The following is a 15,621-nucleotide window of genomic DNA, read 5'->3' as shown; positions in this document are numbered from 1 at the left end:
GCCGTGCCGCAGCCCCTTGATTGTTATCGCTGCACGGCTATTCGCGTAAAACCGCCCCGCCAAAAAAGTCGGGGCGGAAATGTTCTTATTCGGCCCAGTAAGCCTGTGTCAGATCATCAGCCGGGATCGGCATGTTCTTCCACAGACCTTTGACGTTCTTATTCCACACACCGATTTTTGGCAGCGCATAGAGGAAGATATTCGGCTCGTCTGCAGCAAGCTTTTCCTGAAGCTTCTTCACCAGTTCGAGCTGTTCTTCGTCGCTACCGGCCTCGGCATAGGCTTTGTAGAGCGCCTTATATTCCGGGTTGTTGTAGTTGAAGTAGTATTTGTCGCGAGCATAGATATCGAGATCACGCGCTTCGGTATGTGCAATGATCGTGGCATCGAAATCCGAGCGCTTGAATACCTGATCCAGCCATTGTGCAAACTCGATTGGAACGAGATTGGCCTGAATGCCCACTTCTGCCAGCATGGCCGCGATGATTTCACCACCGCGACGCGCATAGGCCGGAGGTGGAAGCGTGATGGTTATTGACGTGCCAGCCGGAACACCCGCCTCTTCCAGCAGCTGCTTCGCCTTTGCCGGATCATACGGATAGGTCTCCGAAAGATCGACATAACCCGGATCGACCGGCGCATAATGCGAGCCGATTGGCGTACCAAAACCGGAATAGACACCTTCGATCAGCGCCTTGCTGTCAATGGCATGAGCCAGTGCCTGACGCACCTTCACATTGTCGAATGGAGCCTTGGCATTGTTAAGCGAAAGCAGAACTTTGCCTGCAGTATCACCGACTTCGACCTGCAACTTATCATCGCTCTTGAAGCGACTGATCAATTCCGGTGCCTGGAACATTGGGAAGACATCAATGTCGCCGGCAAGGATTGCAGCGGCTGCTGCAGAAGGATCGCTCACAAAGCGGAAAGTGACCGCAGAAAGCTTTGCTGGCTCGCCCCAATAGTCCGGGTTACGGTCGAGCTCGACACGATCACCCTGCACCCAGCGCTTGAACTTGAACGGACCCGTTCCAACAGGCTTGGTCTTGTTATCGGCTGCCGAATTCGGAGCGATCATAACCGCGTCGCCCCACCCCATATTGAACAGGAAGTTCGAGGTTGGCCGCTTCAGCGTTACAACTGCAGTCGCTGGATCAGGACACTCGGTGCTGGCGATTGGTTCAAAAAGACCCTTTTGCGCATTGGTGGAATCTGGAGCCACCGCACGCTCATAGGAGAACTTCACAACCGAACAATCGAATGGCGTCCCATCGTGGAACTTCACGCCCTGACGAAGTTTGAAGGTGTAAGTCTTCTTATCGTCAGAAACTGTCCAGCTTTCGGCCAGCTGTGGCTTTACAGTGCCGTCTTCGACGATACGAACCAGGCCTTCATAGAGATTGGCATAAGTAACCTGCCGGATACCGGCAGCAGCATTTGCCGTCGGATCAAGGCCCGGCGGTTCCAGCACTTCGCCGACCACCAGCGTATCCTTTGCGAAGGCACCGTTGATCGATGCAAGCATCGTGGCCGTAATCAGCCCGGCTTTCAGCAGTTTACTCATCGTTTCTCTTTGGCTCCCCTTATCAATTTTTTAAATCGAACGCCCGCCATCGACGTCGAGCGCAACCCCGGTGATCATAGAGGCTTGAGGCGAGCAAAGGAAAGCCGCAGCTTCAGCCAAATCATCAGGTTTCAACAGGCGGCCCATCGGAATGGAATCGCGGAACTTCTTGCGGATTTCTTCGGTATCCTCGCCCATGAAGGTGGTGAGAAGCGGTGTCTCACCCGCAACCGGGTTCAAAGCAACCACACGAATCTTCGCCGGTGCAAGCTCGATAGCGAGCGCCTTGGTCACAGAAACCACCCAGCCCTTGGTCGCATTGTACCAAGCGAGATTCGGGCGCGGACGACCTGCGCCAGTCGAAGCGACATTGAGAATGACGCATTCCTCTCCCTTGGCACCATTGCCCTTAAAATGTGGGATGAGCTTGCGCGTCATCAGATAAACGCCACGCACATTGACGCCAAGAATGCGATCAAACTCTTCCGGCTCAACCAGCTCAGCATTTTGCGGCTTATGGCCGATGCCAGCATTGTTGATGAGAATATCGACTTTACCGAACTTCGACAGTGCGGCTTCTACTGCTGCATCAACATCTGCTTCCTTGGAAATATCGGCAGCGACCGCCAGTGCTGCATCACCAATTTCGCCTGCGACGCGCTCGGCACCTGCCTTGTCGCGGTCAACGATGACGACCTTGGCGCCGCCTCTGGCAAAGCGCTTTGCCATGCCCTCACCAAACCCCGAACCTGCTCCAGTGATGAGCGCGACCTTACCTTCAAGCGACACTGCAATTCTCCCAAATTCTAACTTCAGCACATTTTCGGACGGGAAACCGGTTCCCACTTTCCCTGAAAATGCTATTTCAGCCGTGATACACGGAAATCGTCTTCAGCGAGGCAAATCCGTAGAGCGCCTCAAAACCCTTTTCACGGCCATGTCCGGATTTTTTCACGCCGCCGAATGGCAATTCGATACCGCCGCCAGCGCCGTAATTATTGATGAATACCTGACCGGAATGGATAGCGCGGGCCAAACGGAATTGGCGTCCGCCATCATTGGTCCAAATCCCGCAGACGAGGCCATATGAAGTCCCATTGGCAATCGAAATGGCTTCTTCTTCGGTATCGAAAGGTAGAATGACCTGAACAGGACCGAAAATTTCCTCCTGTGCCAGACGATGGTCGGCAGGCACATCACGGATCAGTGTTGGCAGTACATAAGCACCACCTTCCGGCGCATCGTCCACCAACACACCTTGCGCCGCAATCGCCAGACCACTTTCCTTTGCAAGATCAAGATAGCCGTCAACAATCGCCTTCTGGCGCTGCGATACAACGGGACCGACAGAAAGATCATCGCCTGCCGGGCCAACCTTCAACGCGCGATAGCGTTCGCTCATGCGAGCCACAACATCTTCATAAACGCTGCGTTCGACCAGAATGCGCGAGGATGCCGAGCAGGTTTGGCCGGCATTCTGAATGCCTGCATTGACGAGGAACGGAATGGCACGGTCGAGATCAGCATCCGCGAAAACGATCTGCGGAGACTTACCACCAAGCTCCAGCGTTACCGGAACAGTGTTTTTTGCGGCTGCCGCCTGCACTGCTTCGCCTGTACGCACCGATCCGGTGAATGAAATGTGGTTCACGTCCGGGTGCTCCGAAAGTGCTGCACCTGCTTCTGCACCAAGTCCGGTTACGACATTGAGTGCGCCTTTCGGCAGACCGGCTTTCTCAGCAATCTTTGCGAATTCCAGAATGGTCAGGCAGGCTTCTTCCGCAGGCTTGACCACAGCAGCATTGCCCATCGCCAGTGCTGCGCCGAGGCTGCGACCCAAAATCTGCATTGGATAGTTCCACGGAATGATATGGCCCGTGACGCCATGCGGCTCATAGATCGACAGAACGGTGAAACCATTCTGATAAGGCAGCGTGTCGCCATGAACCTTGTCGGCGGATGCGCCATAGAATTCAAGATACCGGGCCAGCGCCACAACATCGGCGCGCGCCTGAGTTACAGGCTTGCCAACATCCTTCGATTCAAGATCAGTCAACAAGTCGATGTTTTTTAACACTTCTTCTGAAATGCGGTGCAAGACACGACCGCGCTCGGTCGCGGTCAACTTGCCCCATTCACCGGAAAGTGCGGCACGGGCTGCAGCCACAGCCAGATCGACGTCGGCTTTCGTGCCGCGCGCGATGAGAGCCAGATCGCTACCATCGGAAGGATTGCGAAGCGTAATGTGCTCGCCACCCAAAGCGTCCTGCCATTGACCGCCAATGAAATTGCCATAACGAAGAAGGCCTGAGCCACCCGACTTGTTTTCATGCTTCATTTTCATTCTCCCGCAGAGGCATTTCCGCCTCCAGTCTTGCCGTGGTTGCGCGGATATGTGCCCGCGCCAGCCGCTCGGCCTCTTCCCCATCACGCGAAGCGATGGCTTCAACAATTGCTCCATGTTCGCGAATTGCATCGCGTGCGCGGTCTACCGATAACGAAAAAGATGGCGCGAAAACCTGCGATGTCATGCGCAATAACGGAACGAATGCGATCAGCGAGGCGTTGCCCGCCGTGTTCATCACCGCCATGTGAAAATCGACATTCGTCTGCGTATAAGCTTTCGGGTCCCATGGATCGACAACCGTTGCCTGACCGGCGACATGGGCACGCAGCTTTGCAATGTCCTCATCTGTTGCGCGTTCAGCCGCAAAACGTGCAGCAACGCCATCAAGAACTTCTCGCACAGCATAAGCATCAATCAGGCGTGTGAGATCTGCGGAGGCCACACGAACGCCTCTGCCCGGCAAGTGGATAACCAGCCCATCACGTTCCAGAACACGCAAGGCTTCACGCAATGGCGTGCGGCTAATGCCAAATTCGGCGGCGATATGTTCCTGTCGGAGAATGGCACCCGGCGCATAAACGCCCGCATAAATTCTCTCACGAAGCGCTTCTGCAACTTCGTCCAGCAAACGGGTCTGACTGCGCCATTCAAAAGCCGCCAAAAGAAAAGCCTCCCAACTTTTCTGAGTACAATATCCTGGATACAAAATCAGTCAATCCGAAATTCGACGCGCTTTCTGAAAAGATTTATGCGTGCTGGCGAAGGATAATTTCGGATAACAACCGTCGCGCGAAACAAGGCGCAAAACACAAAAACGCCGCGATGAGCGCGGCGTTTTTTAGGGCATAAGTCCTCTCGGCGTGAAACGAGGACCGATAAGATTATGATTCAAATAGAGAGGCTTAGATCACGTTAGCAAAGAGATAGAGGCTGCAAGATTTGGAGACACATCGAGCCGAAAATGGTGGGGTTCGAGAACCGGCGCGCAGCGTGCTTATGTACGTGAGCACCGGAAACACAGTCCCGAACGCCATTTACAGGCGGCGAGAGCCCAAATGCTGGCTGTCTCTAGAGGAAGCTTTCCGGTATCGGCTTCCACTCGCCATCCTGATGATCGAACTGCGGAATGTGTGCGAGGCTGTGAAGCAATTTCACATCATCGCCAAGCACTTCCTGCCAATCCTTGGCTTCGGTGAGGATGACACCAATTCCAACGACTTCGCCACCAGCCTTGCGCACCAGCTCTGCCGAGCCCTTGATGCTTGATCCGGAAGCAACGACATCATCCACCACGACAACGCGCTTTCCTTTAAGAAGCGGGATTGCCTGACGGTCGAGAAGCAGGCGCTGCTCGCCTTTAGAGGTGATGGAAGAAATCGTCTGCACGAGTGCATCGCCAAGATGGATCTTAGGCGATTTCTGCAAGATAACGTAGTCATCCAGGCCAAGAGCCCGCGAGACTTCAATCGCAACAGGAATGCCAAGTGTCGCAGCGCCAACAATCACATCCGGCTTCAATGGCGCAAGCTTTTCCGCCAGCGCCTTGCCTGTATGTTCGCCAAAACGAACGCCAAGATCGATGACCATCATCAACGAAATAGCGAAATTCGGATTGATCGGCACAATCGGCAGATCAACCTTGCGGCCCGCTACATCAACGGTCCAGACCTGACCGTTTCCGGAGAGTTTCGCGCTGTCTTCAGTCATCGTTTTGCATCCTTGGGATTATAGCATTTCCAGCAAAAGTGCGAAGCGGTTTTGCGTCGGATAATGCGAAAGAACAAACAGTTACAGCGGTTTCGTCGGTTCATTTTTAACTGGAACCGTTGTAAGTCTCGATTCGACCAGCAGGCCGACATTACGCCATGTTGTACGCTTCCGCTTGGTGTCAAAGCCATAAATGGCAAGGGACAGCGAAATTGCGTGGGCCATGCGGATAGCCTGAACCAGCAATGGCACGCCGCGCGCCAGCGCAAAACGCAGACGCATTGGGAAGGAAACGTCGTCAATTTCCATTCCGCGTGCGCGCTGAGCATCCGCAATACGCTCGAAATCCTCACGCAGCATCGGAATAATGCCGAATGTGAGCGACAAGACGAGTGTCACCATCGGCGGCAGGCGTGCAGCACTCGCAGCAGCCAGAATGGAGCCGGGCGTGCTGGTTTCCATCACAAAATAGAAAGCTGCAGTCGTTGTCACCAGACGCGCCGCCATGCCGGCTGCAATCGGTAAAGTATCAACGAAAGCAACGCCTTGCAGAACGAGATTGAGAATCCAGCTTGCCATGACAAGCAGCGTCAGAAGCACGGCACCTTTGAGATAGCCACGCAAGCCCGGCACCTTAACCAGCACCAGAAAGGCGACCGTGACCAGCGCCAGTGGCACACCGTATTTCCAACCCGGCACGAGCCAGGCCGCAAGCATGACCAGAAATGCCGCTGCGAGCTTTACAAAGAAGTTCAGATCATAAAAGATTTTCATGCTGCTTCTCCTGTCTCGACAACACGCGGCTTGGGCCAGCCCAGCGCCCGATAGGCATCGGAATCCCAGGATGCATCCACATCACCATCAAAGGTGACATGGCCGCGATCCAGGATCATGACGCGGGACGAAACATCATCCACGAGTTCCAGATCGTGAGAGATCAACATGACAGCACGGTTTTCGGAGAGCACCGTTTCGAGGAACAGTTCCAGCATTCGACGACCATTGAGATCGCGTGCCAGAAGCGGCTCATCTAGAATGGCAACTGAAGCGCCTGCTGCTTCCGCACAGGCAAGGCCCAGCAGAGCCTGCTGACGAGACGAAAGCGCAAATGGGTTGGTTTCCTCATGGCCACCAAGTCCATATTTTTGCAGGCAGGCCGTTGCGCGAGCAGTCACTGCATCGTCCTTTGCTGCACGGGTCGCGGCGGTGATCGCAAAGACCACTTCTTCCAGCACAGTCATGTTGAACAGAATACGGCGCATGTTTTGCGGCAGGTAAGCCACCGAGCGGGCACGCTTTGCAGCCGTCCACTTGTCGGCATTATCGCCGGCAATGATGATTGAGCCTGCTGCAATTTTCTGAAGCCCGAGGATCGATTGAAACAGCGTGGTTTTGCCCGCACCGTTTTTGCCGATCAGAGCGACGACTTCGCCGGCGCGGATCTGGAAATTCACGTTTTCAAGAACCGGCTGGCCGTCCCGACGCTGAAGCTGCGTCTTGATTCCTGAAACGGAAACAAGAACTTCACCGCCGCTCTTCACATCTGCCAGACGTTTGCGTGCAGCAATTGGCGGCAGAACGCCCGCATCTTCCCAGGAAGCCACATCGTTGATGATCGACGCAAGCGGCACGACGGGCGCTAACTTACCGTCTTTAACCAGACCGATATCGGTGACGACGGCCTGCAGCGATGCAGGGTCCTGTTCGGCAATCAGCAAGGCTGGAATTTCTGCACCAAGCTTTTTCAGAACCCGCACAAGACGCTGACGCGCTGCAGGATCAAGTCCGGTTGTCGGCTCATCAAGCACAAGCAGTTTCGGCTCGGCCGCAAGTGCCGCAGCCATCGCAACCATGCGCCGTTCGCCGCCCGAAAGCGTCAAGACGCGCCGCCCTCGCAATGCGTTCAGCTCAAGCTCGTTGAGCAGCTCGTCAATACGAGCACGAACAGCATCCTTGGCAAGTCCACGATTTTCGAGTGGAAAGGCAACCAGATCTTCAACGCTCAGATCCCAGAGCTGATCTTCAACATTCTGCGAAACGACGCCGACTGTGCTGAACAGCTCATCCTTTGGCATGGAAGACATGAGCTTGCCATTGAGCGAGACTTCGCCATCGAAGACTTGTGGGGTAATGAGGCGTGGAACGATGCCCGATGCAGCGTTGAGCAGCGTGGTCTTGCCACTGCCGCCCGCGCCACAAACCAGAAGCCGTTCGCCGTCGCGAATTTCGAGGTTGGCTTCGGCGATTGCCAGAACGGAATCGCCAAAGCCTACTTTTACATTCTGTAGTTTGAGCACTTTTACTGCTCTCTATCAGAAACGTGTGAAACTGGACGGGTGAGCGCCCTTGAGAATCTTGAGGGCTGGAACAACCAGCAACGGCGTACCAATCAGCATTGGAACGATGTCCGAAAGGCCGAGATACATTACCGCCCACCAGTATGGGAAGATGCCGAGATAAGCCAAGCTGGCCGAAACGGCGGCAACCATCAAAAGACCAACAACAAGGCAGGTTGCTGCAATTTTAATCAGCGTTGTGCGATTAAACGTTGTCGTCTTAGGATCAAACAACATGCCCGGAATCAGGCCAGTAAGACCGACCATGAAGCCGTCAATGATCAGCGAATGCGCGGGAATGAACGTGCCTGCCAGAAGCGACCAAATGACCGTGCCGAGATAACCGCAGATAAATCCGCTTTTGCGGCCCAGAAGAATGCCGACCAGCGGTGGCAGAAATGCAAAAATTCGCCACTGGATCACGCCCGGAACGAGCTGGATCGGATTGGCATAGGCCCAGAGAACGCCGGTTGCAGCAGCTGCAACGATGGAAAGGACGATCGGAAACAGCGTATTTCCGTCGTTATGCGTGATCGTGGTGTTGGACATTGTCGTATTCCCGTAAAGTGCCTCCCGTCTGCAACAAGCAAAAACCGTGCCGCCTGGTGATTGCAGCAAACGAAGGGAACTTTGAGATGAAGGTGGTGGAGCTATCCTGTCGGCATTTCTGTAGCGCTATCAACAGGCAAAAACACCGCGTTTGCGGTAGAGTCAAACAGATTCAGCGCCTCTGACGCAATGAGTCACATCAAAACTGACTATTAAAGCAATAATCGATCATTCACCCACAATATCGGCTAGCATCTGCACAAGTTGCCGCATTTGATCCGGGCCATTCTCCATGTGCTGGATGACGATTTCCATCGGCTCTACAAATGGTAATCCGGCTTCTTTTGAAACAATGCGGTGCGACGGCAGTGCGACACGCGCAGGCAACAAGCTGACACCCAGTCCTTCAGCAATTGCACTTTGAACACTCGCGAGGCTGGAACTCGTAAAAACGACATGCCACGGCCTGCCAATACGGTCGAGCGCCTCCATCATGTCGCTCCGATAAAGCCCGTTTGGCGGGAATGCGACGAGAGGCAGTGGATCAACGTCTGAAACTGGATAATCAGCACTTTCCAACCAGGATAATGGTTCAGGCCAATGCATGGTGCCAAGCGTTTCACCGCGCTTCTGTTTAATCATCACCAGATCAAACTCGCCCGTTTCAAAACCTTTCTGCAATTCGCGGCTTAACCCGCTCGTCACTTCAAGTTTCATCTTGGGATGTGCGCGCAAGAATGCGGCAAGCGTCGGCGTCACCAATCTTGCTGCAAAATCCTCTGCCAGACCAAGGCGAAAGACTGCCGTGAGCGCACTGCCAGTCATGGCAGCAGCAGCCTCATCATGGAGGTGAAGCATCCGCCGTGCATAGCCGAGCAGCTTTTCACCCGCATCAGTTGGCCGAACATCATGCCTTGCCCGCTCCAGAAGCGATTGTCCGGCAGCTTCTTCAAGGCGCAAAATTTTCTGGCTGACCGTGGATTGCGTCGAATGCAGCTGCAGCGCTGCAGCCGTGAAGCTGCGGCTGTCGACGACAGCCACGAAAGCACGCAATAGATCGAGGTTGAATATCGTATTCATAATTCAAATGAATGCCAGTTGAACATTTAATTTCTAAATATGTCTTATTGCAACTATTTTAGCAACGAATAAGGAGCACCGCCGATGCGTCAAACAATATTCAGCTTGGGTGCCTTGGCATTGATTGCAGGGACAATAGTCATGACCGAACCAGTTTTACCGGGCAGCCATGCTGTCGCACGCGCCGAAACACCGCTCATTCAATCCGCTTCAGCGGGAAATCTCGCTGCGGTTAAAGAAGCGATCAAGACAGGCGTCGATCTTGAAACCAAAGGCAAGGCTGGTGAAACAGCGCTTCTTGCGGCCACACACGCCAATCATGTCGATGTTGCCCGCGCATTGATCGAAGCTGGCGCCAATGTGAATGCAAAGGATGCGATTAAGGATAGCCCCTATCTTTATGCAGGCGCACGCGGCCATCTGGAAATACTAAAACTCACGCTTACGCATGGCGCCGATCTTAAAAGCACCAATCGCTATGGCGGTACGGCACTCATTCCGGCTTCGGAACGGGGTCATGTTGAAACCGTCCGCACGCTGATTGAAGCAGGCGTAAAGGTTGATCACGTCAATAATCTCGGATGGACGGCTTTGCTTGAGGCTGTGATCCTGGGCGATGGCGGTCAGCGCCACGTTGATATCGTAAAACTGCTGATTGATGCCGGTGCTGATGTAAACCTCGCGGACAATGATGGCGTTACGCCATTGCAGCATGCGCGCCAGCGCGGCTTTGCGCCCATGGTTGCGATGCTTGAGAAAGCAGGCGGCAAATGAGCAACGACCAGGAGTTCTTGCAAAAGGCAATCGCGCTTGCATTCGACAATGTCGACCTCGGCGGACGTCCCTTTGGAGCGGTTGTCGTAAAGGATGACAAGATTATCTCCATCGGCGTCAATCGTATGCAGGCCGATTGCGATCCGACTGCCCATGCGGAACTTCTCGCATTGCGCGCCGCAGGCAAGGTTTTGCAGTCGCCTCGGCTTGATGATTGCAGCGTTTACGCGAGCGGCCAACCCTGCCCTATGTGTTTCGCTGCGATGCGGATGTCCGGCGTCAATAAAATCATATTTGCCTATTCCAACGAGCAGGCTGAACCGTTTGGCCTTTCGACAGCAAAAATTGCCATGGAACTCGCCAAGCCTGTGACAGAACAAACTGGCGTTCACTTTGAACAATGTTCGCCAGACGATGATGCAGCACTTTATCGGCGCTGGCAGGAAAAGAAGAAATAAAAGACTGAATTCATCATGCAGACCCAGCAAACCAATGGCAGCACGCAAGCCGCACCCGTAGCCCTTATCGCCCTCGTTGTTCTGATTGGCCTTAATCTAAGACCATTCCTGACCGCACCGGGACCAGTGCTTTCCGATATTGTCACAGATACCAGAATGGGCTTTGGTATGTTGTCTCTGCTAACATTCCTTCCCATGATGCTGATGGGCCTTGGCGCATTCATTGCACCACACATTCAGTCGATAATTGGCACGCGCCGCAGCATGTTCGCAGCACTCATCATTCTTGCATTGGGTTCTGTTTTGCGGGGCTTCGTGCCAGATGGTTTTTCTCTCGTGCTGACCGCTGTTCTGTGCGGCGCAGGCGTTGCGATGATACAGGCGCTGATGCCCGGCTTGATCAAAGCAAATTTCCCAGCAAGTATTGCAGCTGTTACCGGCCTTTATTCCGCAATGATTATGGGCGGCGGCGCGCTTGGTGCGCGCTTGACACCGTGGCTTGCGGGCACTGAACACAACTGGCGTTTCGCGCTATCTGTTCTTGCAATTCCTGCAGTGCTTGCGTTGCTTACTGCTATTCCAATTCTTAAAGAAACAGCGTCCTCTGGTTCAAAATCCGGCATCACCGGAAAGCTGCTCCGTCGCCCACGAACATGGATGCTGATGGCGGCTTTCGGCCTCGTCAACGCAGGCTATTCATCGATGGTGGCCTGGCTTGCGCCTTACTACCAATCATTGGGCATGGAAGCGGCAGAAACCGGCAATCTGGTTGCCGTCATGGCAATAGCGCAGGCTTTGTCGGCCTTTGGCCTGCCCTTGCTTGCCAGACATAGCGTTGATCGTCGCCCTTGGCTTTTCTTAACACTGGCGATGCAAGCGACAGGCTTTGCTGGTCTGGCTTTTGCACCGCAGCTCTCGCCTTATTTCTGGTCCGCGATTTGCGGCGCAGGTCTTGGTGGCAGCTTTGCGCTCGCCATGATTACCTCGCTCGATCATCTGCCCAAGCCTCAAGAAGCAGGTGCTCTGGCCGCGATGATGCAAGGCGGCGGCTTTCTGATCGCAGCTCTGGGCCCAGTGGCAACGGCATTGCTACACAATTTAACCGGAACCTTTGCATCGGGCTGGATCATGCATCTGGTGCTGGTTGCAAGCATCTGTCCGCTCTATCTGAGCTTTAATCCGCGCCATTACGCGCATGTGATGAATCTGGCACTTCCTGCCGAAAGCAGCACACAATAGCGTTACCTGACGCGATAATGCGGGGTTTATCTATGTTCTGCGGGCAATTCTGGGCTAGATGACTTGCTGTCCTTCCCATGAGGGTTAAGGTTGCTTGAAATTCCGCATTACTGGTCAATTGAATGAAGCACGAAGCAGTTATAGAGCCGAACAAGTCCACAATTCAGGACGGTTTGCCCAAGCCAAGAATTTATTGGGCGTGGGCGACCCTGATGGTCGGTCTCACACTCGCAGTTATCGACGGTACTATTGCCAATGTCGCGCTTCCCACCATTGCGGCCGATTTCTCGGCAGGACCGGCTGCCTCCATCTGGATTGTGAACGGATATCAGCTCGCCATCGTTATCACTTTGCTGCCATTTGCAGCTTTGGGCGAGATTTACAGCTACCGTCGCGTCTATTTGCTCGGCGTGTCGCTCTTCACACTTGCCTCAATTGCCTGCGTTTTTGCGCGGTCGCTTGAAGCACTCACGATCGCACGCATTATACAAGGCTTTGGTGCAGCAGGCCTGATGAGCGTTAACGCTGCTTTGCTGCGCTATACGGTGCCGCAAGCAAAGCTTGGCACCGCAATCGGCTTGAACGCGCTTTTCGTGGCCCTCTCCTCGACCATAGGCCCAACGCTGGCAGGTATCATCCTGCATTCGCTCACATGGCCCTGGCTCTTTGTCATCAATATTCCACTCGGCGTTCTGGCGGTGGTTATGGGAATGAAAAGCCTGCCCTATAACGAACTCTCATCACGTCGGTTCGATTATCTGAGTGCTATCCTCACTGCCTTCACGCTCGGCCTGCTGATTACGGTCATTGATAGTGCAGGCAATGGCGTCAGCTCGACATTTCTAGCCTTGCAGGCAATCGGTTGCGCGGTCGCAGCAACATGGCTGATACGGCGCTCAATGCAGACGACCAACCCGTTGCTGCCGCTTGATCTTCTGCGTATCCCAGTGTTCAGCCTGTCGCTCTGCACCTCAATCATGTCCTTTCTCGCACAGATGATGGCATTCATATCGCTGCCATTCCTGTTTCAGAACGTCTATGGCTTCCAACCCATCGAGGTTGGCTTTTTGATGATGCCTTGGCCGATTGCCCTGGCCATCGTTGCGCCGTTATCCGGCAAGTTCTCGGACAAATATTCGCCTGCCACGCTTGGTTTGGTTGGGCTTGTGTTCTTCGCTGCCGGGCTTGCACTGGTCGGAACGCTGCCAGAACAACCGTCCGTGGTCGATATCTGCTGGCGCATGGTGATTTGCGGCATCGGGTTTGGCTTCTTTCAGGCTCCGAACAATCGCATGATTATAACCTCGGCCCCACGCGCAAGAAGTGGCGCTGCAAGCGGTATGCTTGGAACGGCTCGCTTGCTTGGTCAGTCGCTTGGTGCTGCATTCGTTGCATTTTTGCTCTCGCATTGGGGCATCAACAACATACCTCGCATCCTGCTTGTTGCTGCTGGATTCGCGGCTTTTGCATCAATCATCAGCATTTCGCGCCGTAAGCGCTAAACACCCCGGCAAGATTTTGGTGATATGAAACTCAAAAATGAACAAGCCTGTGAATCTTTTGAATTATCTTAGTCGACACATGAAATTCCCTATTGCAATCCGGATTCCGTTGGTTCATATACCGCCTGCCTAACGGAAACGACTTCTCTCAGAGAAGACTGGCGCGAGCGGGTGTAGCTCAGGGGTAGAGCACAACCTTGCCAAGGTTGGGGTCGAGGGTTCGAATCCCTTCGCCCGCTCCAGTTTTTCCGAGGTATTTCCCAACAGCGTCATAATATTGAGCCGTGAAGGCTTTAGCTGTGCCTCTCTACCGCAATACGCATAATCAGACTGAGACTGCCTCATGATCCGTAGTGTACTTTTGTTGATCGTTGGTGTTGGCGCCCTCGTGCAGGGGATTTTGCGCCTGGGAAAACCCGCTCAAGCCGTTGAGCGAACCGGCTGGCTATATCAACAGTTCGGTGATCAGGGCGTCGCTTATGGCATGATGGCTATTGGCTTGGTCGCGCTGGTTGTCGGTGTGATCTTGTTCAACAACGCTTGGGTCAGAGCCATTCGCGAACGCAGAAAAAGCTGAAACTCTATTCATTAAATAAAAGAACAATGACAGAATTCAGCTTTTAATTACTAGGCTCAGACCATCAATCGCATGCCAGCTATGCTTTATTATTTATTGTCCTCTGCTGTTTTTCGCCCCATATGCGAGATCAACGTCACAGGACGATTAATTCCATGAAACCGGATACTGTTGTCACCGCCGTTCTGGCGATGTGCCTGTTGTTTTTAACATGGGCCATTGCTCAACGTGCTTTCGATGAAATGGCACATCTGCAAAATGGTGCCAGCGGACTAGCCTTGCCCGCTGCCTCCATTCAGCATCCTACGGCAGATAAAAGCCGAATAAACTGATCTTCCCTGCCAGATGCGGGACTCAGCGTTTAAGTGTTATTTGCAGGCTTGTTGAAATTAAATTCGATAATTCGGCGTGGATATCTTTCCGCGCCCTGCCAGTTTCCTCGCAAATAGGATCAGTTTCCCCCACCGACTTGAGGAATGCGCGCGCATCTTCCTTACACTCCGGCAGAAAACTAAAGTGATCCGCTCCACGGACAGTGACATAAGAGCTGCCTGGCACCAGCGCGGCCACTTCATCAGCTTTGACTGATAAAGGCACCTCACCTTCATTACCCAGATTGATAAAACTCAAAGGGATTTTGATATTCTTGAGGCTATCTTCGTTGTAGGCTTGAGCCATCCCCGGATCGACAAGCACCGCGGTTTTGACGCGCTCATCAAGATTGGACTGCTCAAAAGCCGCTTTATCAACGGTGCGCAAATCGAGCTTTGGCAGTGATACCGGCTCCATTTTGGCATAGCCGCGACCACCAGCATACCATGCGCAATCCCACTTCGTGTAAGTGTCGCAATATTTGGCATAAGCCTCGAGATTTGTGCGAGCACCAGCAAGTTTTAGCGACGCAGCACCACCAAGCGAAAACCCGACAACGCCGATATGTTCTGCATCGATATGAGGCTTCCAGTCTGCGTTTGCGGTCAGATAGCTGATAACAGTCGAAAGATCGTCAGTTCGCTTCCACAGTTTTGGCGTTTCATCGGGCAGCGAGTCGCCTGAAGTCGTGCCCGGATGGTCAGGTCCGGCAACGATAAAGCCCGCCTTTGCTAAATCTGTCGCAAGCCAGTTTATGGCTTCAGCGCGCCCACCCGAACCATGCGAGAGAATGACGAGAGGAACGCGACCATTGCCAAGTGATGCATCTTTCGCAGCCTTTGTTCCTTTAAAAATTCTATCGTCACCAAAGAGTTCGGGCGAACCTCCACCCGAGGCGGGATACCAGATCGTTACTGCCAGGTTTTGCCCCCGCATTGCAGAGGGCACTTCAATAGTTTGAACGCCAACCTCTCCGGCCATCGCAGCAGAACTGAAGAGGGTCGCACCGAGTGCGATGCTCGACCAAATAAAACGAATGTTGCTCATCTTGTATCTCCGTGTTTGCAAGATGAGCCAGGTTTTTCAAGTATCCTCCGATCCGGCGTTCTAAATCAC

At 53.7% G+C, this 15,621-nt stretch carries 16 protein-coding genes and 1 tRNA gene; 7 read left to right on the top strand and 10 right to left on the bottom strand.

The window, feature by feature from the left end; translation table 11 throughout:
- Window positions 1–85: 85 nt before the first annotated feature.
- The 9 genes from RT142_RS06190 to RT142_RS06150 form a co-directional block, all read right to left on the bottom strand.
- The gene (locus tag RT142_RS06190; protein WP_064321639.1) at window positions 86–1,564 is read right to left on the bottom strand and encodes an ABC transporter substrate-binding protein; all 1,479 of its coding nucleotides are present in this window, start codon (window positions 1,562–1,564) and stop codon (window positions 86–88) included.
- A gap of 30 nt (window positions 1,565–1,594) precedes the next feature.
- On the bottom strand, window positions 1,595–2,353 hold the full coding sequence (locus RT142_RS06185) for a glucose 1-dehydrogenase (protein WP_194779269.1): 759 nt from the start codon (window positions 2,351–2,353) through the stop codon (window positions 1,595–1,597).
- Between the two features lie 76 nt (window positions 2,354–2,429).
- A complete protein-coding gene (locus RT142_RS06180) occupies window positions 2,430–3,902 on the bottom strand; it encodes an aldehyde dehydrogenase family protein (RefSeq protein WP_007878952.1) in 1,473 nt (490 codons plus the stop codon).
- On the bottom strand, window positions 3,892–4,572 hold the full coding sequence (locus RT142_RS06175; RefSeq protein ID WP_007878950.1) for a GntR family transcriptional regulator: 681 nt from the start codon (window positions 4,570–4,572) through the stop codon (window positions 3,892–3,894). Before RT142_RS06175 ends, RT142_RS06180 begins: the two co-directional genes overlap by 11 nt.
- Before the next feature lie 407 nt (window positions 4,573–4,979).
- Window positions 4,980–5,618, bottom strand: coding sequence for a phosphoribosyltransferase family protein (locus RT142_RS06170; protein ID WP_112805940.1), 639 nt, complete (start codon window positions 5,616–5,618; stop codon window positions 4,980–4,982).
- Window positions 5,619–5,699: 81 nt separating this feature from the next.
- On the bottom strand, window positions 5,700–6,392 hold the full coding sequence (locus RT142_RS06165; RefSeq protein WP_112805938.1) for an energy-coupling factor transporter transmembrane component T: 693 nt from the start codon (window positions 6,390–6,392) through the stop codon (window positions 5,700–5,702).
- Entirely contained in the window at window positions 6,389–7,915 is a 1,527-nt protein-coding gene (locus RT142_RS06160) for an ATP-binding cassette domain-containing protein (protein WP_313027961.1), read from the bottom strand. Before RT142_RS06160 ends, RT142_RS06165 begins: the two co-directional genes overlap by 4 nt.
- Before the next feature lie 15 nt (window positions 7,916–7,930).
- The gene (locus tag RT142_RS06155; RefSeq protein ID WP_313027959.1) at window positions 7,931–8,503 is read right to left on the bottom strand and encodes an aminotriazole resistance protein; all 573 of its coding nucleotides are present in this window, start codon (window positions 8,501–8,503) and stop codon (window positions 7,931–7,933) included.
- Window positions 8,504–8,731: 228 nt separating this feature from the next.
- Window positions 8,732–9,583 (bottom strand): LysR substrate-binding domain-containing protein, encoded by an 852-nt coding sequence (locus RT142_RS06150; protein WP_113159125.1) that lies wholly within the window; start codon window positions 9,581–9,583, stop codon window positions 8,732–8,734.
- 141 nt (window positions 9,584–9,724) lie between these two features.
- Here RT142_RS06150 and RT142_RS06145 point away from each other — a divergent pair, with 141 nt between their 5' ends.
- The 7 genes from RT142_RS06145 (at window position 9,725) to RT142_RS06115 (ending at window position 14,465) form a co-directional block, all read left to right on the top strand.
- Window positions 9,725–10,357: an ankyrin repeat domain-containing protein gene (locus tag RT142_RS06145; RefSeq protein ID WP_084479901.1), complete on the top strand. Its 633-nt coding sequence runs from the start codon at window positions 9,725–9,727 to the stop codon at window positions 10,355–10,357.
- The gene (locus RT142_RS06140) at window positions 10,354–10,815 is read left to right on the top strand and encodes a nucleoside deaminase (RefSeq protein ID WP_313027957.1); all 462 of its coding nucleotides are present in this window, start codon (window positions 10,354–10,356) and stop codon (window positions 10,813–10,815) included. Before RT142_RS06145 ends, RT142_RS06140 begins: the two co-directional genes overlap by 4 nt.
- A gap of 15 nt (window positions 10,816–10,830) precedes the next feature.
- Window positions 10,831–12,054, top strand: a complete 1,224-nt coding sequence (locus RT142_RS06135; RefSeq protein ID WP_313027955.1) for a cyanate transporter — start codon at window positions 10,831–10,833, stop codon at window positions 12,052–12,054.
- Between the two features lie 122 nt (window positions 12,055–12,176).
- Window positions 12,177–13,556 carry an MFS transporter gene (locus RT142_RS06130; protein ID WP_313027953.1) on the top strand — a complete coding sequence of 460 codons (1,380 nt, stop codon included), beginning with the start codon at window positions 12,177–12,179 and terminating at the stop codon, window positions 13,554–13,556.
- A 167-nt stretch (window positions 13,557–13,723) separates the two neighbouring features.
- A tRNA-Gly gene (locus RT142_RS06125) sits at window positions 13,724–13,798 on the top strand.
- A 101-nt stretch (window positions 13,799–13,899) separates the two neighbouring features.
- On the top strand, window positions 13,900–14,133 hold the full coding sequence (locus RT142_RS06120) for a hypothetical protein (RefSeq protein ID WP_313027951.1): 234 nt from the start codon (window positions 13,900–13,902) through the stop codon (window positions 14,131–14,133).
- Window positions 14,134–14,288: 155 nt separating this feature from the next.
- A complete protein-coding gene (locus tag RT142_RS06115) occupies window positions 14,289–14,465 on the top strand; it encodes a hypothetical protein (protein WP_153223224.1) in 177 nt (58 codons plus the stop codon).
- Between the two features lie 22 nt (window positions 14,466–14,487).
- Here the strand turns inward: RT142_RS06115 and RT142_RS06110 are convergent, their stop codons facing one another.
- Window positions 14,488–15,552 (bottom strand): alpha/beta hydrolase family protein, encoded by a 1,065-nt coding sequence (locus RT142_RS06110; protein ID WP_313027949.1) that lies wholly within the window; start codon window positions 15,550–15,552, stop codon window positions 14,488–14,490.
- Window positions 15,553–15,621 lie beyond the last annotated feature (69 nt).

The organism is Brucella sp. (assembly GCF_032066345.1).
Taxonomy (GTDB): domain Bacteria; phylum Pseudomonadota; class Alphaproteobacteria; order Rhizobiales; family Rhizobiaceae; genus Brucella; species Brucella pseudogrignonensis.
This window is presented reverse-complemented; position numbering and strand designations above follow the sequence as displayed.